We start from the raw sequence: 25,731 nt of genomic DNA on the forward strand, positions 1-25,731 counted from the left end.
TAATATATTTTATATTTCCGTGTAGCCTATCAAGAAATAAGTCAAATAATAGATCACTATACCGATTAATATTTAAATGCTTATTATGTCATTTAAATGCTTACTTATTCGGTTTGTCTTCGGAATATAAACATGACCCTATCACGTCGTAACTTTTTAAAAGGTTCAGTAGCAACGGCCATCGCTGCTAACGGACTCACCCTTTTTCCTGCTGGAAAAGTATTTGCTTCAGATACAATTACCATTCCATCAGCTACTCACTATGGTCCGTTTAAAGCAGTCGTTAAAGGCGGTACATTAATTGGTGTTCAACCGATTAATGATGTTGACCCTTTCCCAACAGAAATGTTAACCAAAGGTGTATTAAGTCGCACTTATAGTGATACACGTATTAAATATCCAATGGTACGTAAGTCATTATTAGAAGATCCATTGGGCGATCACAACCCACATCTTCGTGGTAAAGAACCTTTTGTTCGCGTTGACTGGGATACAGCAATCGCATTAACCGCATTCTGCATCGCGCGTACTGTTGAAAAACACGGTAACGAAGCTGTATTCAGTTCATCATACGGTGGTTGGTCACACTGTGGTGTTAACCGCCCTCAAACATTACAAGGTCGCTTCTTTAACCTTATTGGTGGCCAAAGTATTTGTGCTGGTGACTACTCTGCTGGTGCTTCTGAAGTTATTCTTCCGCATGTTATCGGTGATATGGAAGTGTATTCACCACAAACTGCATGGGAAATTGTTGAAAAAAACACTGAAGTTGTTCTTTTCATCGGTTGTGATCCATGGAAAACCAACCGTGTAGAATTCCGTGTTGCTGATCACTCTATGCAAAAACACTGGGAAGCGTTTAAGGAAAAAGGGATTAAGTTTGTCTCTATAAACCCTCAGCAAACCCAAACAGATAAAGCAGTTGGTAGTGAAATGATCAATATCCGTCCTAATACGGATACTGCTCTATTTACTGCAATGTCTTATCATTTATACAAAACAGGTCAACACGATAAAGCTTACATCGATAAATACACAGTTGGCTTTGATAAATACCTAGCTTACTTAATCGGTGACGAAGATGGTGTTGTTAAAACACCTGAGTGGGCTGAAGAAATCACAGGTTTACCTGCAGCTAAAATTAAAGAACTTGCTGAACTGTGTGTGACTAAACGTACCCAAATTGCAGCGGGTTGGGCACTACAACGTGCTGACCACGGTGAGATGATTCACTGGGCTATCATCAACTTTGCTGCAATCGCAGGTAAAATTGGTAAGCCAGGTGAAGGTGCAGGCTTTAGTTGGCACTATGGTAATGGCGGTATGCCTGCATCTGGTAAGCGCATGCCTATCGGTTTATCACAAGGTCGTAACCCTATCACTAAGACATGCCCTGTGGTTATGGTTTCAGATATGCTGAAAAACCCAGGTAAAGCTTATACTCGTGATGGTTCAAACCTTACGCTACCAAAAGCAAAACTTATCTATAACGCAGGTAATAACTTACTGTCTCACCAACAAGACACTAACGAATTAATCAAAGCGCTTAACGATAATATCGATACCATCATCTGTCACGAACCGTGGTGGTGTGCAACAGCAAAATATTCCGATATCGTTCTGCCAACAACCACCACACTTGAGCGTGATGATATTTCATCTGGCGGTACTTACAGCAACAATAAAATCTACGCAATGCGTCAGGTTATTGAGCCTGTTGGTGAAAGTCTTGATGACTACGAAATCTTCTCACGCCTTGCTTTCATGTTTAACGTACATAAAGAATTTACCGAAGGTAAAACTATGTACCAACATGTTAAAGCCTCTTATGAAGCATCTGATGCAACGGATGATTTCAAAACATTCTGGCAAAATGGTATCGCTCACGTATCAACACCTGCGGCAGCAAATAGCTTTGTACGTCATGGTGATTTCTACGCTGATCCGATTAAGAACCCACTGCATACACCAAGTGGTAAAATCGAATTATATAGCTCAACTATTGCTGGATTTAAAGCCAATAGTTGCCCACCAATGCCACAATGGATTCCACCATTTGAATGGCTAGGTAATGCTAAGAAAGGCCAAGTACACGTATTAAGCCCACACCCATGGATGCGTTTGCACTCACAAATGGCGAATGCGGATGTAAACAGCTACGAATCTGTTGATGGTCGTCAAATCGTACTTATCAATAAGAAAGACGCTGAAGAACGTGGCGTAAAAGATGGCGATGTAGTTGAAGTTTACAATGATCGTGGCGTACTACTAGCTGGTGCTCGTATCACTGATGAAGCAATGCCGGGTGTTATTTACATCCACGAAGGCGCATGGCTACAACTTGATAGCAAAGGCCGTTGTAACTCAGGCTCAATCAACATGTTAACAAGTAGCCAACCAACCAGTGGTTTAGCCCAAGCAACCAGTGCGAACACTTGTTTGGCTTACTTTAAGAAATGTACTGACGTAGAAACACCAAACCAGGCTTACACACCACCAAAAATTGTTAAGACTGATTATCAAGTTGATATCTGGTCGCTACAATTAGGTAAACGCTTAAAAGCCGTTGCAGCAGAGCAAGGTCCAGAGCAATCTCCTGGTGAGAAATTATTCTACGGTAGCTGCACCCTTTGTCACGCAGCACCACACCCAAGTGACTTCACTTACAAGCAGTGGAAAGGTATTACTAACAGTATGTTCCCACGTGCAGGTCTAAATGCGACAGACCGTAAACTTGTACTTGATTTCCTACAAGAAAATGCTAAAAAATAATTAATAGTCCGCTATTATTTAAATAACAAAAAGCCCCGCTGGTTAATCTCCTGCGGGGCTTTGTTATAGCAATGCGTTGCTTTTATTTACTGCTCGCTGTTACAAGCCTTTGGTGTATTGATTACAGGTATTACCAATAATAACCGCTTCAATTTCACTACGCGTAAGTTCATTATTACCCGTAACATACTGATTAAATAACGCCGTTAATTCCGCTTTAGTTACTGTCACTTGGGTGTCAGTTTTAATGTCGCGCAAATCAACCATAAACCCTGAGAACTTATTCTTAATCTCATCAACAATATCAAGGTTTAAGAAATTATTTGGGTTATATAACGCATTATGATCACCGCGCTGTTTATCAACCACAAATGACGCTTCCGTCAGATTAATGATCGACGCTGACTTATCACATTTACGTAAGCATTTATCATCAAAACGCTTTTTCTTACAGCCAACGGTTTGATGGAATAAACACTGACGGCTCATTAATAGCATCATTGGATGATAAATACTGTAATACAATTCAAACCCAGTAGGTGCAACAATGGGCTTAATTTGTGAACGTTTGATCTCATTAGAAATAAACGCCCCTACACAACCAAATTCTTGCTGTAAACACTCAAGGCTCAAACTATTACTGATGTTCATTTGCGGACCCGCTATCCACGCTAAACCTAATTGGTGCGATGCATACCCCACACCACTATTGTTAGTCACAACACGTGATGGTTTAACTTGCTCAAGGAACGTCACAGCTGCTTGATAATTATCGCCAATTAAAATTGCAGGGAACCAAGGAATTAGCTGTGGGTTTTCTTGGAACAAACTCACTAATTTTAGCCCTTCCATTGCCATCGCTTCTGGCAATTGATAATACACTGCGGTATCTGGCTGGCTCACAGCTTCAATATCTGCAGGATTAGCAATTAATACTGATAACCGTGGCATCATCGCAGCGAGAGGCTTACGGACAGCTTTAGGTAACTCAACCGGCTCAACTAATGGTTGATCACCGTTTAACACACGGGCAATTTGATCTCGCATGATAGTTAATTCTTTAAACGGCACCACTACGTCTGTCACGAGTTGACTCAAATCTATTGGTGCTAATAAATACTCACCATTATTTAAACTACGGAAGCGTTTATCAAAACAATCGCTATCAAGCACTGTATTATCTGATTGACGTAATAACGAGGTTGATGTGACTTCAAACTGTTGTAACGGTGTCGTTACTTGAATAATTAGCGGCTGTCCAACCTGACCGATAATCGTCAGCTCTAATGCTAATAAACTAATGTCTAAATCTGCAATTCGTTCTTCAACGGTTTGGATAATAGTGGTTTTATCATCATATAACTTTCGTTTAACCGCTTGAATTTCTGTCTCAGATTTAGCATCAGCAATTTGTGCAAAGTGATCGACAGAGTTATCACGTGGATTGTCGATAAACATCGCTTTATTAATATCACCCATTAAATATGAGTTAGAGAAATCGCGATTAAAGACAGTATATAACTCACGTGTATCCGCTAATAATGGCTTTTGATTACAATAGTTATCTAATTGACGACTCCAATTATCTACCACGGTATAAACGTAATGTGATTTTTTGATGCGTCCTTCTACTTTTAATGAATACACCCCAGCATCCGCTAAGGCTTCTAAATTTGAAAACGCAGAATTGTCTTTCATATTGAGCGGATAATCTTTACCAACGGCGGTAGTTTGGTATTGATCTCGACAAGGCTGACTACAACGACCACGGTTACCTGAGTTACCATTTTTAGCCGAACTGATATAACACAAACCGGAAAAACCAATGCAGTATGAGCCATGGACAAACACTTCCATTAACACATTATGTTGATGTCCAAACTGTGCTAAATGTTTTATCTCTTTGATATTAAGTTCACGCGATAAATTCACACGGCTCGCATTAAGCTGCCCCATAAATAAAATTTGGCCTTCATTGTGACTATTAACTTGAGTTGATGCATGCACATCAAGGGTTGGAAAATGCTGTTTAATAAGATGAAACAGCCCTAAATCTTGCAGGATCACACCATCAATTTTAGTGTTAACTAATTTATTTAATAATCGAATAACCGCTGGAATTTCACTTTCAAGGATCATGATATTAAGCGTAAGAAAAATCTTACAATCGCGTTGATGGGCAACACGGACAATGCCATTTAAATCTTCAAAAGTAATATTGGTTGCACGATTACGGGCATTAAAATTATCTAAGCCGCAATAAATAGCATCCGCACCCGCAACGATAGCCGCTTTAATCGACTCTATATCGCCACCTGGAGCTAACAACTCAAAATTACTTCTCATCGCGTTATTACCCATTTATAACCGTGCCTTAAAAAAACGTACCAATATTGTGAGCGGCTATTCTACTCATGAGGGCGATTAAGTCCAATTTTGGAAGATAAATCACAGCTTATATTACTCGTTGAATACCATTACTCACATGGCGCTTGTACCGAATCACGCTTAATTAGCAATGGATGAAAGGCGTTTGATACTGGTAAATTTTCACCTTCTAAAGATAACCTTGCCGCATTAATAGCCATACTCTCAATTGGATTACGAATTGTTGTGAGCTTAGGACTAAAATAACATTGTGGTAAAACGTCATCAAAACCGACAATAGATAACCGTTGTGGGATTTCAATACCGTGCTCTTTAAATACTTGCATCGCAGCGGCCGCATAAAAATCATTAAATGCCACTAAAGCTGTCACTGGCAACCCTTTATTGAGTAAGTTAATTGCCGCTTCAGCCCCCCCTGGTTCACCAAAAGGAACTTCTTCTATCCAATCAGGGTTAAGCTCAATGCCCGCTTCTATTAATGCTTGTTGATAACCATTAAAACGATCAAATTTATCATCTACCTCCATCTCGCACGAAAGATAAGCAATTTTACGATGCCCTTGTTCAATCAAATGTTTAGTTGCTAAATAGGTTCCAGCGCTGTTATCTAACCACACACACTGAGATTCTATTTCACTAACATGGCGATTAATAATGATGATTCCTGAATGCTGTTTTGCATAATGGATCAACATGTCATCAGTCATCGCTTTACTATGTAAAACAATATTACGGCAGCCTTTACTTAAAATAAATTTAAGCGCTTCCTCTTCACACTCCATATCATAATTACCACTCGCAACAATCAGTTTACGGCCATGCTTTTTAGCCACCTTTTCAACGCCTTGCGTTAATAAACCATAAAAAGAGGAGTGAAAGCGGCTAACAATCAACCCAATCGTATCTTGCCCTTGGTTTATCGTAAGCCGTTGATTATCTTTTATTTGATAGCCAATCTCAGCCATTACCATTTCAACTTTAGCCACTGTTTCTGGCAGCACACTATTCGATTTATTAATAACACGAGAAACGGTTGCAGTTGAGACATTTGCCGCTTTTGCTACATCTTTAATTGTTGCCATATGAGGTAGAGATCCCATTTTTTAACCATGTAATTTACATATGATACTAATATGTTACATCAGTGAATTCCATCACAGAATGATAGATATTTAGTATTTATCCTAAGAATGTGAATCAAAACAGATAAAAATAATTAATAACCCTTGCCCTTTAAATGACGTGTGGATGTAAATTACATGAAAAATAAATCTATAACGACACCACCAGTAGGATTAGCCCTGCTGCCATTAATCGCAATGATCGGATTATTAGTCATTGGATATGGAGTGTATGGCCTTCCAATTGAAAGTCTTTTACTAACATCAGCAATCATTGCCGCAGTTGTAGCATGGAAAATTGGCTATAGCTGGAATGATATTCAAAATGCCATTATCGAACGTTTAGCAAAAACTCTACCGGCTATATTTATTCTGGTATTAGTTGGTGGTTTAATCGGCAGTTGGATGGTCGGTGGTACTATCCCAATGTTGGTTTACTATGGCCTGAAAATTATTAGCCCTGAATACTTAGTACTGACTTCATTTTTAGTAACCTGCATGATCTCACTTTGTACTGGTACCTCATGGGGCGCGGCGGGTACCATTGGTGTTGCTCTAATGGGTATAGCAACGGGTATGGACGCAAACCTTGCAGCGGTTGCAGGTGCTGTTGTTTCTGGAGCCTATTTTGGTGATAAGATTTCACCATTATCGGACTCAACCAACTTTGCCCCCGTGGTTGCAGGAACAGATCTCTACTCACATATTCAACATATGCTATGGACGACTATTCCAGCATTTATCCTATCCTGTGTCGTGTTTTTCTTTGTTGGTAACCATGAAGTAACAGCCGCTACACCAGAAAAAGTTATTGCTATGTTGGCAAATATTGAACAATTATTTTCACTTAACGTTTTCTTATTACTCCCACCAGCTCTAATTTTATGGGGTGCTATCCGTAAACTACCAACGATTCCTTTAATGCTCTTAGCCATCATTATTGGCATTTTTAACTCAGTAGTATTCCAAGGCTTTAGCTTAGTGACGGCGTTAAATGCAATGCTTAATGGCTTCAATGCGAGCATGTTTGCTGATGCAGGTTTAGGCAACATTACTGTTGTTAGTGATGTTCTAACATTAGTCAATCGTGGCGGCATGACATCCATGATGGGTGTCGTATTATTGGTTTTCTGTGCTTTCTCATTTGCAGGAGCATTAGCACTCACTGGCGCACTTAATGTTCTGGTAGATTTACTTAGCAAAGGCATTAAAGGAACAGCAAGCCTTATAGGTGCAACAATTATCACGACGATTACCGTGGTATGTACCACCTCTGATGGTAAATTAGCACTGCTTATTCCATCTGAGTTATTCCGTGATACTTATAAGAAAATGCAGTTAGATCCTAAAAACTTATCTCGTACAATCGAAGATGCTGGCACCATTATTGAGCCTCTCGTTCCTTGGACTAATGCTGGTGTATTTATGGCTGCTACATTAGGAGTATCAACACTTGACTATATGCCTTGGGCAATTCAAAACTATTCTGCCATTTTCTTTGCCATGCTATGGGCAGTAACCGGCATTGGTATTGCTAAAGCAGTAAAAGATGTAAAACAAACAAAAACAACCACTCAAAATAAAGTAACAATCTAAATAAACTATTTTTGGAAAGTCCGTCAATTTGGGGCTTTTCTGCCTACGAGAGGAAATTATGGCACACGAACTTGATACAATTATTAATCGCTATGGTACAGACAGCTTAAAATGGGATTATATGGAAAAATGGCTTGGTGTTCCGAAAGGAGAAGCTTTACCAAGTTGGGTCTCAGACTGGGATTTTAAAGCCCCTACATTTATTACTGATGCGCTACAAGCGCGCTTAGATCATGGCATTTTTGGTTATTCTGAGCGCGGTGATGAATACTTTAATTCTGTCATTGATTGGTGGGCTGAACGTCATCAAGTGACATTACAAAAAGAATGGTTCCATACAACACCAGGTAGCCTACCCGCTATAGCAATGCTAGTAGAACAATGGTGTCACGTGGGTGATAAAGTCTTGGTTTTAAGCCCTGTGTATCATGCTTTTTATCGTACTATTGAAAATACAGGCCGCACTGTTGCTGAATCCAGTTTAATTAATAATGACGGTTACTACACCATTGACTTTACTGATCTTGAAACGCAATTTCAAAGTGGCGTCAAGATTATGATTTTCTGTAATCCACATAACCCAGGAGGCAGAGTCTGGACAGAACAAGAAGTCAATAAGGTCTGCCAACTTTGTCATCAATATGGTGTGTATCTTATCTCTGATGAGATTTGGGCTGATATCGTCTTCACTGGCAGTAAGTTTTACAGCTGTTTGCGCGTAGACTCTAAATATTTTGATAAATTAGCAGTATGTATCGCTGGCACAAAGACATTTGGCTTACCGTCAATGCGCTTAACAAATACTATGATCCCAAATGAGAAAGAAGCCCAAGCATTAAAAACTAAATTACTTGCCTATGGTATCGATGTGTATAGCGCATTTAGCATTATTGCCAATCAAGCAGCATACCGTAATGGTCACGCATGGGTAGATGAAACAGTTAAGTATTTAGAAGAGAATAACAAAATTCTTGAAGCCTTTGTCCGTAATGAGCTTAAGCAAGTAACCTATCGAGTTCAAGAATCGACTTACTTAGCATGGCTAGATTGTCGAGCAATGGGATTAGATGATCAAACCCTAGAAAATACACTACATCAAGCAGGTGTTATTCCAACAATGGGATATGGCTTTGGCCGAGATGGTAGTGGATTTATTCGTCTAAATCTTGGTTGTCCAACATCTATTTTAGAAGAAAAAATTAATCGACTACGTACCGTACTAAAGTAAAAAGCACACCAGATACATCTTCAAAATATGCATTAGGGTAAGTCTTATAACCCTAATGCATTATGCTTACCCCATAAAAGTAATCTCTAATTACAATCATTTCAGTCGTAAAATATTAACGATATAATAAAAATTAATCATATCGTTATATTTCAAGGAAACACACCATGACAACTCAACAAACGCAACTAACAGAAGCACAAAAATCCGCCATCGAAGAAATGGTTATCAACCGTGTAAATGCAATGAATAATGATGCTGTACTGTGCGATGCGATTGATAATAAAGTTCACAATATGGAAGAGCATCTAAAAGCTTACTTTCATGAGCGTTTTCATTTCCACAGCAAGAAAGCATAATCAACGTTAGTCAAAAATAGACCAACAAAGCCAATCATTCACTGATCACATCAACGGTATTTTTTATTGTTAGTGATCAGTCCTATACCTAGCTTCATTTCCAAAAAAACCATCGCCATTAACAACTCAATAACGTAAAACAGACGATTAACATACATAATCAAGTCAAAGCAGTAAAAAACACCCTCTATTGCTTGTAACTCATGGATTGGAACTATTTATTGTGTAAAATATAGACTTCTACACTATAACGTTGTTTTTACCATGATTGATTTAAATGTATTACCTCTTTACCTCACCGCTGTGATTGCTCTACTACTCATTCCAGGACCTGACATGCTACTTATTGCCAGCTCAAGCTTAACTTACGGTCGCAAAGTCGGTATTTATGCAAGTTTAGGTAATGCAACCTCTGGTATTTTATTAACTATTTTAGCGGCTCTTGGTGTCTCTGCGCTTATAGCAATGAATCCAATCGCTTTACATGTTTTACGTTTAGTTGGCGGCGCGTATTTATTGAAAATGGGTTGGGATTGCATGCGCACTCATCCAGATGACGCCCCTCAAGAATTAGAGCATTCAAATAAAATGGCATCGACACTTTATCGTCGAGCTGTTTTTACTAATCTACTTAATCCTAAAGCACTCATTTTCTTTGTTTTGTTTTTACCGCAATTTGTTTCAACCCATGTTGCAACATCATCGGGTGAACAAATGTTAGTACTTGGATTATTACTTAATGTCTTAGGGTTATTATTTAATTTATTTCTCGTGACAACCATTGGCGTATTCGGCCAGTCATTGCTTAAAAATGAAAAATTCCGAAATAACCAACATAAATTTATGGGTTTAATCTTCTTCATACTGGCTATTTGGCTATTAGCCTCGCAATTACCAACCCCACCAAGCATGTAATTTAATATTGGTAACTATGTTTTCAACAAAAAAAACGCCATTAATAATGATGGCGTTTTAGAAATTATCGATATTTAAGTAAAAAAAACGATTAAAAATAGACTATTAGACAAAATAACTGAATAAGTAATATTTTCGCCTTATATGTGAATTCTTAGCCTTTAAATTTTGACTTGAATTTCACACTAAAAAACCTCATATACTTACCTTATAGATGTGTGCGCACGCTTACTTTTGCATTTCTTTTATTTAATGCGCATCACAACATTACGCCCAGTATGTCGGGCGCATTAAGGATTATTATGATTACTCACGTTGGCATTATTGATCAGGATCCAGTCCGCCTGATCACTCCATTATTAGACGAAGCCGTACCTGCCGATAAAATGATATTTATTGGTACTGAAAAACAACAAGAACAATATGATCGACTCGCTTCTATTTTAACTTCACGTAATATTATTGTTGAATTTTTCATTATTCCCGACATTATCAATGTCACTCAAATTAGACAACGTTTGAACCAACTTGCCGACCAATTAAAACAAGACAGCCGTGATGTTTGGTTTAATGCAAGTTGTGGTTTACGTCACCGTTTATTATCCGCTTATGAAGTTTTCCGCTCTTTTCATTGGCCAATCTATGTCATTGAACCATTCAGTGATGAAATGTGCTGGTTATTCCCCAATGATCGCGAACAACAACAAGTACAAGATCGTATTCAAATTTCTGATTATTTAACTATTTTTGGTGCGCGTTGTGAGTTATCTGATAATCCAATGCCAGAATCTCTTAACGATCAGTTATGGGAACTGGGCCAACGTTGGGCGAGTTCTGCATTAGAATTAGGCCCAGGCTTAGCAACGCTTAACTACCTAGCAACTACATGTCGTAAAGAACAAGTGCTAACTGTTGAGTTAAGTGAAAAACAGCAAGGTTATAAAGAACTTGGTACACTTCTAACCGATCTCGAAGAAACAGGCCTTGCAACATATCACGATGGTATTTTGACATTTAAACATGAAGAGGCACGTCGATTTGCTAATGGCGAGTGGTTAGAAAGCCTTGTTCACAGTACAGTGCGTGCGATTCAAAATGAGTTACCCACTATTCAAGATCACTCTTTAGGTGTGCAGGTTTACCGTAAAATTGGTGAGCGTGAAGTACGTAATGAACTTGATGTAGCAACTATCGTCAATAATAAACTGCACATCATTGAATGTAAGACCAAAGGTATGCGCGATGATGGCGATGATACCTTGTACAAACTAGAATCTTTACGTGACTTGCTAGGTGGCCTACAAGCACGTGCAATGCTAGTGAGCTTCCGTCCTTTACGTCACCATGACCTCGTTCGAGCTCAAGATTTAGGATTAGCGATCATTGGTCCAGATCAACTAGGAGAGTTATACACTCATCTACATGATTGGCTTAAAGGTGCTGGTGGTCAAGCTCATAACCCAGCCTAAATCGCGAGCCATCTTGCATTAGTAAAAAAGAGTAACGATCAAAAAAGGCCTTCTTAAAGGCCTTTTTATTTCATCAAATTTTGAGAATCGCTTAATGCTGTTTGGCGTGAATTATCCAAGTCGATTAAAAACAATTCCTGCAGCTTGTGGCTTCTGTGTATGGTGCTGACCCTCATCTAAGACAAGTGTTACCATGGTCATATTTTCCCCTACAGTTGCAATAATATCTCTTACAACAAACACATCATCTAAGTAAGCAATCTTCATCTGTAATACAGGAGAGATAGGTAATGCTATGGTCGCTTGATGTCCATTTGGAAATATAATTTTATAATCAATCATGTTTATAACTTCACTAAGCTCAACGAAATACTATTCTACAACAAAAACAACCTAATGGTTAAACTCCCCCACTAAGTCATAGCATTATCGTATTGTTTTCATTATACCTGTGCGCTTTTAATGCAAAAAAGCCGACAGTAATCTATCGGCTTTCTAACATACATATTAAATAAATCGCGTTATTGAAAACGTATTATTTAGTTAGCATCTGACGTGCAGCTTCAACAACAATCTTAATTGAGCGCGCTTCAGTTGCTTTTAATGTTGCGTGATCAGGAATTTCTTTTTGAGTGCGGTTAATAATAACGCCCGCAACACAACCTGCACGTAAACCAGAACTTGCACACATAGTTAATAGTGTTGCAGATTCCATTTCAAAGTTCAGCACACCCATTTCCTGCCACTCTTTCATAGAGCCTTGGAAACGACGTACTACACGACCTGAGAATGTGTCATAACGCTCTTGACCTGGGTAGAAAGTATCACTAGAAGCGGTAACGCCAGTATGCACTGTCGCACCAGCATCATCACATGCTTGCTTCATTGCTGTTGCAACAGTGAAATCAGCAACCGCAGGGAATTCCATTGGTGCAAAGTGAAGGCTTGCACCGTCAAGACGTACAGAACCCGTAGTTACAATCATATCACCCGGGTTAATGTTTGGTTGAATAGCACCTGTTGTACCTACACGAAGGAAAGTATTAACACCCAATTGTGCTAACTCTTCAACAGCGATAGATGTTGATGGACCACCAATACCAGTAGAACAAATAACAACTGGCTTACCATCTAACTGCGCGCGGTATACTGTGTATTCACGTGCACTTGCTAGGAATTCAGGGTTTTCCATTAGGTTGGCAATTTTTTCTACACGAGCAGGATCACCAGGAATAATTGCTAACTCAGCACCGTTAAGATCCGCTTTATTAACACCTAGGTGGAACACTTTATTGTCAGACATAATGATACCCTTTAAATTTAATCGCTCTGATTGTAGGAACAGAGATGGATAATTATCGTTAATTATTGTGTTTTTTGACAGCAAACGTAATACGCAACATAACAACAACGTCTGTCAAAATCTAATGTAAAGATAACGGAAGCTGAGACTGTTTTTAGTGAGTTAAATCACATTAAACAAAAGCAATATAATTTTTAGTTACAAAATAATTGAACAGAGATCACAACAAAACGTTTTCCTATCGAGCCCATCACAAAAAAAATCGTAACTTCAGCATAACGTTTACCGTTTTTATTGGTATTCAATCATAACTATAAATAAAAAAGCAAAATGGTATTGAAACCATTCTGCTCTTCGTTATTCAGCGAATAATATTATTTATTCACCCAATTATTGCTTAGGTTTAAAACGTAATAAGCGTAACGCATTTAAAGTCACTAATGCTGTTGCACCACTATCCGCTAATACCGCGACCCACAGTCCCGTTACACCCAATATCGTTGTGACAAGGAAAATACCTTTAAGCCCAAGAGCAAGGCCAATGTTCTGACGAATATTATTTAACGTTGCACGTGACAGCTCAATCATTACAGGCAATTCAGCCAAACGATTATGCGTAATCGCTGCATCAGCAGTTTCCAGTGCAACATCAGTACCGCCGCCCATCGCAATACCGATAGTTGCAGTTTTCATTGCCGGCGCATCATTAATACCATCACCAATCATGGCAACACTATGTTCGTCATTCAATTTACGAATTTCAGTGACTTTATCAGCAGGTAATAAGCTGGCACGAAAATCAATATTGATCTCTTTCGCAATTGCAGCGGCAGCCCGAGTATTATCACCCGTTAGCATTACGGATTTAATACCAAGCTGTTTAAGTTTTTCAATCGCAACTAATGCATCGTCACGTAAATTATCTCGCCATGCTACCAAGCCAACAGGGTATGAATTACGAACAGCAACCACTAACGTTTTGCCTTCATTTTCTAATGCTGTTGCTTGCTGTTGTTGTATTTCAGTGAGCACAATATCTTGTGGTAAACGATCAGCGGCACATAATAAGAACTTATCGCCTTCGGTGATACCTTGAATACCACGACCAACCAAGGTTTCTCGCTCCGTTGCTTCAACCACAGTGACCTGCTGTTGTTGCGCGCGATTAACCACGGCTTTCGCTAATGGGTGCAATGAACCCGCTTCAATCGCTGCAGCTTGACGTAATAATTTCTCGTCGTCGTTATCCCAACAAATCATATCTGTTACAACAGGTTTACCTTCAGTCAGCGTACCTGTTTTATCAAACGCAACCACTTCAATATGACCCAGTTGTTCTAACGCCGCTCCCCCTTTAATTAATGCACCACGACGTGCCGCCGCAGCCAAACCTGATGTAATCGCTGCGGGAGTAGAGATAACTAATGCACACGGACAAGCAATCAATAATAATGCTAAGCCTTTATAAATCCACTCATCCCACGATTGACCAAATACCAGTGGTGGAATAATAACCACCAGCGCAGCCAATAAAATCATACTTGGCGTATACCAACGGCTGAATTTATCCAAGAAACGTTCTAATGGTGCTTTACGTGATTCAGCATCTTCAATCATATGCAAAATACGATCGATGGCATTATCGCCTTGCGCTGAAATAATGGTTAATCGCACCACTTTATCGGATGCCATGCTACCCGCCATGACTTTTTCGCCCGGTGTACGTTCAACAGGCACGGACTCCCCTGTTAACGCACTTTCATCAAAACTGGCGATAACATCCAACACTTGACCATCTGCGGGTAAACGTTCACCCGGTACCACTTCAATCACATCACCGGGTTTTAACTCCGCTGCTGATCGTTTGGTTTTAGTACCATCAGCCAAAATAACAGTGGCTTCTTCTGGTACTAAATCCATTAATGCTTTGACGCCACTACGCGCACGAGAAGCCGCATAACCTTCAAGTTGTTCGCCAATAAGGAACAAAAAGATAACCATTGCCGCTTCTGCAGTTTCACCAAGGTACAAAGCGCCAATAGCGGCAACCGACATTAATGTTTCAATTGAAAACGGTGTTCCTGATTTAGTTAAAATAATCGCTTTTTTCAAAATAGGGAATAAACCAACAATGGTCGTCAACGTAAACGCTAACAACCCTGCTTCTGCCGAAACCGTTTTATTTAAAATAAAGGCAATCACCATCATCATTGCAATAACGATCACAGAGAGATGTTGATGTAAAAAAGATTGAGTAGGTAAATCTGCGGTTTTTGTAGCAGTAGAAACTAAGATAAAACCTGTCTGTTGTGATTTATTTTCGATCTCAGATTTTAGGCTTTCAATATCTGCTTGTTGATTATCATGAATATTTACAATCAACTTTTCAGTCGCAAACATCACCTTAGCCGTGTCGACTGAAGTTAATGACATAATGGACTTTTCAAGCTTAGCTGCGCAACTAGGGCAATCCATGCCTAGTACTTTCCAGCTAAAGGTCTTGCCATGAGCGCTATTGGTTAGAGAAGCTTCTAACGCTAATTCTTGTTCTTTACTCATCGCTGGTGTTGAACAACACTGTTTCGTATGAACATGTTCGCTATGATCATGAGTATCATGGTGGTGCGTACGCGTGGCATCTACACCATGATCATGGTGTGTATTATTTTGGGCAGGCTTATCACAATCAGAAATATGCGTACCTGTAATGGTAAAGCTGTTTTTCTTGGCTACCGGATGGATCGCATCATGTGTTGTCGCTGAACAACAACCACCTGCCGCAGGACCTTCAGTGTCATTATCACCATACCCTTCAGAATCTTTATTGGTCGAGCAACAATCAGCACTGACACTTGAACAGCAATCCGTTGTTGCAGCAACCATAGTAACCGTTGCTTTATTTGCAACGGTTGATTTTGCAGTATGAATATGATCTTTTTTATTATTACATTGAGCACACATCATCGTTCTCCTTGGGTGCTATTCGATTTTACTATTTTTGATTATAAACCTTTGAGTTAAGACCAAGGTCAAGCAACTCATCACAGTTAAGTGATAATAATTATCATAAATAAGTAAAAATACTGTTGCACCCTTAGAGATAAATTAACGTAAACGACGTAAAACTATTGTATTATCAAGCACATCACCCCAAAGCGTATAATCTAACCCCATATCAAAAATATATTCTGTCACTAATGTTCGTACACAGTTAACCAATACCTCAGTGTCCCATGGCTTTTCAAAATAGCTTTCAATACGGGCTTTATTGATCGCGGCAATAGTATCTTGATGGGTTGCTTGACCGGTTAATAACACCTTTTTAGTATGAATAAAGCGGTTATCGTTAGCCACTGCGGTTAACAATTCAACGCCACTTTTACCGGGCATAACATGGTCAGAAATAATTACCCCAATAAACTGACCGTCAGCATCCAGTTCATCCATCAACGCTAATGCTTCATCGGCTGATTCACACTCTTCCAATAAAAAAGATGGCTCAAATTCAGCTAAATCTTTTAATACTGCACTTAACACTTCACGTTGATCATCAACGCAAATAATAGTGATTTTTTCCATATAACCGTCCCTTACGTTATCGGTAGCTTAATTCTAAATGTCGTATGTTGGTGATCACTTTTAACAACTATTGTGCCGCCATAGCTATTCACAATACGTTGAACAATGGCCAATCCCAATCCTAATCCAAATGATAATCCACCCTTTTTGGTACTAAAATTGGGATTAAATATTTTACGTCGTGTGGCTTCATCGATTATTGGTCCATTATTAGTGATTGTAACTAACAACTTATTCTTTACACTTCGAGTCGCGATTTCAATTTGTGGATTGTCAGTGTGCTCCATTGCATCGCATGCATTCTTAATCAAATTAACCCAGATCTGCACCAACTCAGTAACGCTTGCGGTTACTGGTGGTAAAATTGCAGGTCTAAGCACAACCTCCACCGCTCGCAAATTACTTTGTAATAACGCTAATGATTTATGAAGCGTATCATTGATATCAACATTAGGTATGCGGGCATGATCACCGCCACCAAGTTGTTTTACCGAACGTACAATACTTGCGGCATGGCGAGCCGCCAATCGAATATCACGTAAATCACGTCCCGTGTCCCAACATTCAAGTGCGGCATTGATATCTACAAGCCAATTAGCAGGTACATCCCCACTCGGTAATGCTCGAGCAAGGATACGTGCTTGTTCTCGGCTCAAATGATATTGCTGCTGTAAAACCTTGGTACGCTCACGAACTTCTGCCGAGCTTATACTTTGACCATGATCGATACCATGTTGTAAAAATGGCATCATTTGTGGCTGGTTATCACCAACAAACTGACTAATCGCGGTTTGGATATTTTCCGTTTTACTGCTAATAACACCAATAGCATTATTGAGTTCATGGGCAATACCAGCGGCTAATTGCCCTAAAGTCGTCATTTGTTCAGTGGCATACAGTTTCTGCAACGCTTTTTCTTTTTCTAGTGCTGCAATTCCCGTTAGCATTTGCCGCATTGCCAATTCATGCACCATCACTGGCATAAATTGTTCCGCTAATGGGCCATAATGTTCAGGTTCAATCGCTTGAGTTGATAAATCAATCCAAGCAATTTCACTGTCTTTTTCTGCAACAACTGTCGTTGAAGCGACACGTGTTTGTGCAAAGAAACTGTGAACACCAAAAAACATCCCTTCCTTCACGACAAACACTTGGGCACTTAAATCATTTTCTTCACTTTTTAAATACCCCGATAGCTCACCTTGTTTTACCCAATATAAGCGATCGTTATACCCATCTTGGCGTAACACCTCTGTGCCCGCGACAACAGCCATAGTCATGGTTGGATCTTGAAAATAGGTATCGATGATTCGGCGCAATGCTTTTGGTTGATTCATGCCAGCATCCTTGAATTAAGTTCATTATCCTTAAATATGATCGATGACCTGTAGTCCCCAAATCATCACAAAACTCAATAACACCCCCACAATACCAATAATAACGCCAACGCGAGCCATCTGATTACTTTCAACATGCCCTGTAGCATGCGCTAACGCATTCGGCGGTGTACTTATAGGTAATGACATACCAAGCGATGCTGCAAAAGTAACCACTAAAATCAATGTCACTTCACCACCTAAAGGCGTTAACGACACCATCGATGTTCCTAATGCCGCCATAATTGGCATTAATAAGTTTGCCGTTGCGGTATGTGACATAAAGTTAGCCATCAATAAACACAATATCGCCGCCCCAAGCAAGACCACATAAGGAGAGAAAATATCAAATGGAATACTATGCACGACTAATTTTGCTAAACCGGTTTTATCCAAGGCTAAACCAAGCGCAATACCCCCTGATACCAGCCATAGAACATCCCATGATATTTTCTTAAGATCTTCTTTATTGATGATCCCCGTTAACGAGAAAATAGCTACTGGAATTAATGCAACAGTATAAGAGTTCATGCCATGCATTGAACCCATTAACCATAGAATAATGGTGACAGCAAATGTCACATAAACCGTGATCGCTTTTGGCGTTTTAAGAAACTTACCTTGAATAGTCAGTTCAATTGATTGCTGAGTGGCAGGATAAAGTTTATTAATCAACCACCATGCAAATACCAATAACACCGCTACAAATGGCACACCAAAGAACATCCATTCACCAAAAGTAATCAGATTTTCTCCGGTCAGGTATTTCAACGCAATCGCATTTGGAGGAGTACCAATAGGCGTGCCAATACCACCAATATTAGCCGCAACTGGAATACATAAAGCAAACGCTATTTTGCCCGGATCTTTAGCGCTAAACAAAGTAATAACTGGCGCTAAAATAGAGAGCATCATTGCGGTTGTTGCTGTGTTTGACATAAACATAGAGAAAATAGCCGTGATCAGCATTAAGCCAAACATGACATATTTAGGTTGGTGTCCAAATGGTTTTAATAACACTCGCGCTAAGTTGACATCTAAACGGTATTTCGTTGCCGCCATGGCTAAAAAGAAACCGCCTAAAAATAACATAATAATAGGACTCGCAAAGGTCGCCATTATTTCGCTATAACTCATTAAATTGCCAAAATGAGGCTGTCCTTGATCAAGCCGAAACAGATACAAGCTTTTATCTGACAGTAATAATAATTCCAGCACAATAATCACAACAGACGTTGCATAAATAGGAATCGGCTCCATTACCCAACACAATGCAGCTAATAAAAAAATAGCAATAACACGTTGTTGAATAACCGTTAACCCTTCAAGAGGAAAGGCAGATGCGGGCAACAATAAAATCAGTAATGGAATTAAAATAGGTATGATATAGCGAAGATTTTGACGCATAGAGCATTATTCCCTTAAACAATAAATACGCCATCACCTTTATTTTCCTTAACCTAAAGGTGAAGTGTAATGGCTAAACTAACATTACTGACAATGGCAAATAGCGGCAGTCGCTATAAACATTCATCTACAAGCTAATAATTGTTAGTATTATTATTGTCGCTGGCTATAGCTCTTATTTCATCGAGTTAGATCAATAAAGTGATGAAATAATCACTCATTAGATAAAACAATGATCACATTTCGACAAAAAAATATCCTATCTCTATCAAAAACATAGCTGCATGTGAGCCACTTCACACAACCTATATCACCTCAATTACCTACTTTTTTAGCTCAGTGGTATTACGACTATGATCAATATCAGCCGCTAATACTTCTTCTAACACATCTTCCGTTCCCATGTAGGTGCGTGAAGAACAAAACGCCGTAACAGGAACCGATGGGGTCAGAATATCATTGTCATCCAATAGTTGTTGTTCGTGTGTCAGTCCCATCTTCTTAACTTGATGAATAACCAAACCAAAACCGATAATACCAAACACTACCGAACCAACAGCCTGCCCCATTAATACCCCCCCCGCACCCGCCAAATGTCCGCCAATTAACACAAAAGGTATGGTTCCTAAGGTTGCTTTTCCTATATTTAATGCTGTTGACCATGTTGGACGATTAAGATTATTAAAGGCGGCATTTGCCACAAATAATGCACCATTAAAAATGAAGGTCACGGCAATAAAGCTACAGAATATACCGACAATTTCAGCCGCATCACCCGTCAGGCTAAACATCGCAATTAATATATCTTGTCCAAACCAAAGTAACAGCGAAACACCAACGCAATAAACCGCCGTAAATAACATTGCATCACGTAAGATTTGATTAATTCTATCCCACCGTTCAGCACCAAAATTTTGACCAATAATCGGCCCAACAGCACCAGATAAAGAGAAAACCAACGCAAAACAAACTGGCATAATGCGCCCAATAACCGCATAACCTGCGACAAAACTTTCACCAAAATGGGCAATATTACTGGTCACAACAGCGTTACCAATAGGGGTTGCAGTGTTGGTAAGTATTGCTGGCAAGGCTATTTTAGCCACTGTTGGTAATGCCAGTTTAAAGCTCGTAAGATCAGGTTTGGCTATTAATTGATGCTTATAGACCACGGCATACAAGGAAAAACACATAACAGCTAATCGTGCAAATACAGATGCAATTGCAGCACCTTGCATACCCATTGATAAACCGAAAATAAACAGAGGATCTAAGACCGCATTAACGCCCCCGCCAATAAGTGTTGCGATCATTGAACGTCGAGCATCGCCAACCCCGCGTAATGCCGCTCCCGCAGACATAGAAATCGCAATAAATGGTGCGCTGGGCAATAGAATCACTAAATATTGAGTAGCGGCTTCAGCTACAGCCCCTTTCGCGCCAATTAAATCAAGCAAGAGCGGCAACTGCCATAGCATCAAGCTCACGACAGTAATGCTGATAATAACGGCAAAAATCATTACATTGCTGGCCATCATACGTGCTTGTTGACGATCATTTTTACCTAGTGCGCGTGAGACTAATGCCCCCGCAGCAATCGATGTACCGATAGAAATAGAAGTAGAAAAAAACACCAAGGTTCCAGCAAAGCCAATGGCAGCAGCAAGTTCAATTTGCCCCAACATGCTAATAAAAAACATATCGAGCAAATCAACTAAAAACAATGCCATTAAGCCAATCGCACCCGTTCCTGACATCACCACAATGTGGCGCATAATAGAACCAGTTAAAAATTTAGCTTGGCTATTCTCTGCTGTATTTTCTTTGTTCACAACATCTCCAAATCGGCATTATGACACTCGAAAATAAGGCCATAACAATCAAAAAGAAAGGCGCTCTGAGCGCCTTTTTTGTTACTAATCTACAAATATGTTTATATATTGATCACAATGGATGCTTAAAGCAAGCCCCAATCTGATTACTAATTGCCGTTAGCACATCACGACGTGTGATAACCCCCACTAACCGACCATCATCAACAACAGGGTATATTTTAGGTTTTTGCCCAGTCATGGTTTCAGCTAATACAATGATTGTGTCATCCCCAGACACGGTTAACACATCAACGCGCATACACTCACTAACAGTATGACTATCTTGGCAGTGATAACCTACTTTAAGGAGTTTATGGATCATATCTTGTTCCGATATAAAACCGACCACTTGCTTATGCTCATTAACAACCGGTCCACCAATCTGTTTCGCTGTTAGTAATTTATCTAATGCTGCGGATAACGACATACCTTCAGTAAATGTAACCGGACGAATATTCATATAGTCTTTTACTTTTAGTGATTCCATAGCTTCCCCCCACCATACTGTATCCTGCTGTGGATCAGATTTAATCCTTTGATATGCTGTTTAAAATAAACCTGTACCTATGACATTAAGTTAAGTCTAAATATCTGGTTTTACTAAATATCAATGTTCCATTTTAAACATATTTATCAAAAAAAATGGTAACAACATGATAATTAACACTTTTACACATCAAAAAAAACGCTTACTCAAAAGGTAAGCGTTTTATTATCTCTAACCCACCCAAATTAAATTAGTGCAGGAATAATGCCATCATTGCTAATGGTAGTTTTGCACCAGAAGAAAACTCCAATTGATCAGCAATAATTTTTACCTGTAACTGATAATTACCATCTTTCTTAGTGACAATTTTTTGATTCACTAATACAGGCAATTTCGCCGCTAATAACGGCTCTTTAGCCACAAGTGCTGCAGGAATTACTATATTGATATTACCGCTCACTTGATCAGTCACTGCCGTCAAATTGGTCGACGCATGTTCTAACCCTGATTTAATATTAAGCAGCAATTGTGCATTAACCGTGCCTTCTGGCGTTTTTACACTTAGTTGTGATAAATCAACTGTTGCACCATGAGCGATCAATAAATCTAACGCTACCATTGCTTGCTTAATCTGTGCTGGATCTTGAGCTGCTTGTGGAGATTGCTCCATCGCAGCTAACTGACTAATGGCTTTATAATTTAAATCTTTTAACGCTAACTTAAAGGCAATGTCTTGATAATGTTGGCCATCAAGCGTCGTTAATGTTGCCACTTGGATGGTATTAGTATTGGTAACTTGTTGGGTATCTTCTGTTGGTGTCTTTTCACCGCTTGGCTGACTTAAGGCATTATTCATTGCAACATTAACACCATTAATAGCAATAAACTGGTTTTGATCAGCAGCGGTAAATTTGGCATGTTCTAAACTAAAGGTTTGATGTCCAATCCAAAAATTACCTTGCATTTGGCCTTTGCCTTCACCATTAATACCTTTGACGACCATACTTTCTTTATCAGGGGTCGCTATGGTTAATTGTGGTAAATTATAGCTAAATTGACTCTTACCATTTTCAGGGTCAAATTCACCTTTCACCAGTAATGTTTTACTGATCGCTGTCATACCGTCATCATGGGTGTAATCCATTGGATTAATTGTCATCACAAAATGGGTTGTCCCCGTAAAACCGGAGTCTGTGACAATTTGCATTGGTGCAACATTCTTGCCCCAAATTTTGTTAACTAACGGTGCTAACTGCTTATCGATCACGAATTCACTGGTTGATTTAACGCCTAAAAAGCCATTATCAATATGATGACTAACTAACCATACAGTCGGTAAACCTTGTTCTGCAAACTCCGCTTTTAATTGATTTTTAAGCTCAATACGCGATACCGCATTTGACGATAAGTAGCCTCGTTCAAAACTTTTATTGGTAATAGACAGATAAGGGCTATGGTAGTTTTCAACCGCCCCCATGTAGATACTCTGCCCGATTTGACCTGTTGCCAATGGGCCACATGCAATGATCGCAACAGCGCCTGCACTGGCAAGAATTTTTTTCAACATATTGAATCCCAAAAATAAAGTAAGTTGCAACGAACAATCTAAATCATAACATGAACCACTTCGTCACAGCAGCATAACCATAACCGTTATTTTAGTACGGTTATTTTGTCATACAAATGATTTGCTATTTACAACAGAGTTGTTATCTTGATCACATAATAACCGTGTAAGTTAGTCAGATATTAAGACTTTATACTTAATAATGACTGAATAACAGACTGTGTTTTTGGAGTGATATTATGAAAATAGCTGTGTTTAGCACCAAAGGGTATGACCAAAAATCATTTGCTCATACTAATAAACAATTCCATCAACAGCTCACTTATTTTGAATTTCAACTCAATCATCACACGGCAAAAATGGCTGAAGGTTTTGATGCTATTTGTGCTTTTGTTAATGACGACCTAAGCGAGCCTATTCTCAAAATATTAGCCGAGCAAGGGGTGAAAATTATCGCGATGCGTTGTGCAGGCTTTGATCGCGTTGATCTTGAAGCCGCAAAAGCACTCAATTTACAGGTCGTTACTGTTCCGGCTTACTCTCCAGAATCCATTGCCGAGCATACCCTCGGACTGATGTTAAGCCTTAACCGTCGTATTCACCGAGCTTATCAGCGAACGCGTGACGCCAATTTCTCATTAGAAGGCTTAACGGGTTACAATTTCCATGGTCGTACTGTTGGTGTTATTGGTACCGGGAGAATTGGTATTGCGACAATTCGTATTTTAAAAGGTTTAGGCATGAATATTCTTGCTTATGACCCTTACCCAAATCCCATTGCACTAGAGCTAGGCGTTACCTACTGCACGCTTGATGAAATTTACGCGCAAGCAAATGTAATCACCCTTCATTGCCCAATGAGTAAAGAAAACTATCACATGCTAAACCGTAAAGCGTTTGCAAAAATGCGTCGAGGAATGATGATAATTAATACCAGTCGTGGTGGTTTGCTCAATTCTAGTGATGCAGTTGAAGCATTAAAAAGTGGTATTATTAGTTCATTAGGTGTTGATGTTTACGAAAATGAAAAAGATTTATTCTTCCAAGACAAATCAAATGACATTATTCAAGATGATGTTTTCCGTCGTTTATCATCGTGCCACAATGTGCTATTCACTGGCCACCAAGCCTTTTTAACCGAAGAAGCACTGGGCAGTATTGCGCAAACAACATTAGAAAGCTTATCTAGCTTTGAAAAAGGTGAGCTATCAGGTAACGAGCTCATTAAATAAAAAATAAAGAATATGTTTCACCCAAAAGGCGCATCATGCGCCTTTTTTGATCATGGTGATTAGAATATTAGCTATTAATCTCACTAAATAACCAATCTTTAAATGCTTTTATCTTGGGCGAAGTTTGCATCTCTTTGCGGCAAACAACATAGTAGCTATGGGCTGAGTTCATCGTCATATCAAAAGGTGACACTAAACGAGATGTAGCAAGTTGTTCGGCAACAAATGATTGTCTTGCCATTGCCACCCCCATCCCCGTAGTTGCTGCTTTAATCGCTAAATCTGCGCGATCAAACGTACAATTATTATCAGGTAATGCGACATTGAAATATTGAGCCCAAAATTGCCACTCATCATTTCTACCCGCCCTCGCCCATGGCGCAGCATCGTGTAATAATAAGCAATGCATCAAATTCTCAGGCTGGTCATACAGTTTATTTTTTAAGGCGTAATCATGACTACACACAGGGAACATGGTCTCTTCAAGTAACTTATCTACCGCGAGATTAGGATAAATACCATTACCAAAATAAATCGCACAATCATAACTTTCGATCTGAAAATCAACTAAATCATTTCTCGTACGTAAATGAATACGTAAGTTTGGGTATTTTTCAATAAAAGACGTTAAACGAGGCACTAACCATGTTTGGGCAAAAGTCGGAGGAGCTGAAACGGTTAAATCGCCACATAGCTCCGTACTTTTTAAATCACGAATTTCATGAATAATATTGCCAAAATTAGACGCTAAAACTTGCTTTAATCGCTGACCTTCATCGGTCAAGACTAATTTTCGATGCTGTCGAATAAATAACTGAACATCTAAACTGTCTTCAAGATTCTTAATCTTATGACTGACTGCACTTTGCGTTAAACACAAAATTTCAGCAGCACGAGTAAAACTCATTTGATCTGCTGCAATCAAAAAACAATGTAATCCAGAAAGAACAGAACCTGACAACTTAGATAATTGCATACTTTAGCCACGACAACATAATTGTTGCAAGCATAGCAAAAAAATCACTGATTCTCAGCTACATCATCTTAAATAGACTTAC

General features: G+C 39.2%; 19 protein-coding genes. 7 read left to right on the forward strand and 12 right to left on the reverse strand.

The window, feature by feature from the left end; translation table 11 throughout:
• Positions 1-132: 132 nt before the first annotated feature.
• Positions 133-2,772, forward strand: a complete 2,640-nt coding sequence (locus tag C9I86_RS04405; protein ID WP_107275743.1) for a molybdopterin-dependent oxidoreductase — start codon at positions 133-135, stop codon at positions 2,770-2,772.
• A 99-nt stretch (positions 2,773-2,871) separates the two neighbouring features.
• On the opposite strand, the gene C9I86_RS04410 is transcribed toward C9I86_RS04405, so the two are convergent.
• A complete protein-coding gene (locus tag C9I86_RS04410; protein WP_107275782.1) occupies positions 2,872-5,118 on the reverse strand; it encodes a peptidase U32 family protein in 2,247 nt (748 codons plus the stop codon).
• Positions 5,119-5,249: 131 nt separating this feature from the next.
• A complete protein-coding gene (locus tag C9I86_RS04415) occupies positions 5,250-6,242 on the reverse strand; it encodes a LacI family DNA-binding transcriptional regulator (RefSeq protein ID WP_107275783.1) in 993 nt (330 codons plus the stop codon).
• 177 nt (positions 6,243-6,419) lie between these two features.
• Here C9I86_RS04415 and nhaC point away from each other — a divergent pair, with 177 nt between their 5' ends.
• From nhaC to C9I86_RS04440, 5 genes are all read left to right on the forward strand, one after another.
• On the forward strand, positions 6,420-7,877 hold the full coding sequence (gene nhaC / locus C9I86_RS04420; RefSeq protein WP_107275744.1) for a Na+/H+ antiporter NhaC: 1,458 nt from the start codon (positions 6,420-6,422) through the stop codon (positions 7,875-7,877).
• 58 nt (positions 7,878-7,935) lie between these two features.
• Positions 7,936-9,105, forward strand: coding sequence for a MalY/PatB family protein (locus tag C9I86_RS04425; RefSeq protein WP_107275745.1), 1,170 nt, complete (start codon positions 7,936-7,938; stop codon positions 9,103-9,105).
• Positions 9,106-9,272: 167 nt separating this feature from the next.
• The gene (locus C9I86_RS04430; RefSeq protein WP_080157832.1) at positions 9,273-9,464 is read left to right on the forward strand and encodes a hypothetical protein; all 192 of its coding nucleotides are present in this window, start codon (positions 9,273-9,275) and stop codon (positions 9,462-9,464) included.
• Between the two features lie 264 nt (positions 9,465-9,728).
• Positions 9,729-10,379 (forward strand): LysE family translocator, encoded by a 651-nt coding sequence (locus C9I86_RS04435; RefSeq protein ID WP_107275746.1) that lies wholly within the window; start codon positions 9,729-9,731, stop codon positions 10,377-10,379.
• 302 nt (positions 10,380-10,681) lie between these two features.
• Positions 10,682-11,848, forward strand: a complete 1,167-nt coding sequence (locus tag C9I86_RS04440) for a Card1-like endonuclease domain-containing protein (protein WP_080157834.1) — start codon at positions 10,682-10,684, stop codon at positions 11,846-11,848.
• 111 nt (positions 11,849-11,959) lie between these two features.
• Here C9I86_RS04440 and C9I86_RS04445 read toward each other — a convergent pair whose 3' ends face one another.
• The 9 genes from C9I86_RS04445 to C9I86_RS04485 form a co-directional block, all read right to left on the reverse strand.
• Complete coding sequence (locus C9I86_RS04445; protein WP_107275747.1) at positions 11,960-12,190, reverse strand: hypothetical protein; 231 nt, start codon at positions 12,188-12,190, stop codon at positions 11,960-11,962.
• A gap of 193 nt (positions 12,191-12,383) precedes the next feature.
• Positions 12,384-13,151 carry a uridine phosphorylase gene (gene udp / locus C9I86_RS04450; RefSeq protein WP_080157836.1) on the reverse strand — a complete coding sequence of 256 codons (768 nt, stop codon included), beginning with the start codon at positions 13,149-13,151 and terminating at the stop codon, positions 12,384-12,386.
• A gap of 390 nt (positions 13,152-13,541) precedes the next feature.
• Positions 13,542-16,112 carry a zinc/cadmium/mercury/lead-transporting ATPase gene (locus tag C9I86_RS04455; protein ID WP_107275748.1) on the reverse strand — a complete coding sequence of 857 codons (2,571 nt, stop codon included), beginning with the start codon at positions 16,110-16,112 and terminating at the stop codon, positions 13,542-13,544.
• Between the two features lie 144 nt (positions 16,113-16,256).
• Positions 16,257-16,730 carry a response regulator gene (locus C9I86_RS04460; protein WP_080157838.1) on the reverse strand — a complete coding sequence of 158 codons (474 nt, stop codon included), beginning with the start codon at positions 16,728-16,730 and terminating at the stop codon, positions 16,257-16,259.
• An 11-nt stretch (positions 16,731-16,741) separates the two neighbouring features.
• The gene (locus C9I86_RS04465) at positions 16,742-18,067 is read right to left on the reverse strand and encodes an ATP-binding protein (RefSeq protein WP_107275749.1); all 1,326 of its coding nucleotides are present in this window, start codon (positions 18,065-18,067) and stop codon (positions 16,742-16,744) included.
• A gap of 30 nt (positions 18,068-18,097) precedes the next feature.
• Positions 18,098-19,513 carry a DASS family sodium-coupled anion symporter gene (locus C9I86_RS04470; RefSeq protein ID WP_107275750.1) on the reverse strand — a complete coding sequence of 472 codons (1,416 nt, stop codon included), beginning with the start codon at positions 19,511-19,513 and terminating at the stop codon, positions 18,098-18,100.
• 323 nt (positions 19,514-19,836) lie between these two features.
• Positions 19,837-21,288: an MATE family efflux transporter gene (locus tag C9I86_RS04475; RefSeq protein ID WP_107275784.1), complete on the reverse strand. Its 1,452-nt coding sequence runs from the start codon at positions 21,286-21,288 to the stop codon at positions 19,837-19,839.
• Between the two features lie 169 nt (positions 21,289-21,457).
• Complete coding sequence (locus C9I86_RS04480; protein ID WP_080157841.1) at positions 21,458-21,874, reverse strand: CBS domain-containing protein; 417 nt, start codon at positions 21,872-21,874, stop codon at positions 21,458-21,460.
• A 250-nt stretch (positions 21,875-22,124) separates the two neighbouring features.
• Positions 22,125-23,441, reverse strand: coding sequence for a DUF945 family protein (locus tag C9I86_RS04485; protein ID WP_107275751.1), 1,317 nt, complete (start codon positions 23,439-23,441; stop codon positions 22,125-22,127).
• A 239-nt stretch (positions 23,442-23,680) separates the two neighbouring features.
• On the opposite strand from C9I86_RS04485, the gene C9I86_RS04490 reads away from it, so the two are divergent.
• Entirely contained in the window at positions 23,681-24,673 is a 993-nt protein-coding gene (locus tag C9I86_RS04490; protein WP_080157843.1) for a 2-hydroxyacid dehydrogenase, read from the forward strand.
• Positions 24,674-24,740: 67 nt separating this feature from the next.
• Here the strand turns inward: C9I86_RS04490 and dsdC are convergent, their stop codons facing one another.
• Positions 24,741-25,649 carry a DNA-binding transcriptional regulator DsdC gene (dsdC, locus tag C9I86_RS04495; protein WP_107275752.1) on the reverse strand — a complete coding sequence of 303 codons (909 nt, stop codon included), beginning with the start codon at positions 25,647-25,649 and terminating at the stop codon, positions 24,741-24,743.
• Positions 25,650-25,731: the final 82 nt, after the last annotated feature.

The organism is Photobacterium sp. NCIMB 13483 (assembly GCF_003025475.1).
Classification (GTDB): Bacteria; Pseudomonadota; Gammaproteobacteria; order Enterobacterales; family Vibrionaceae; genus Photobacterium; species Photobacterium piscicola.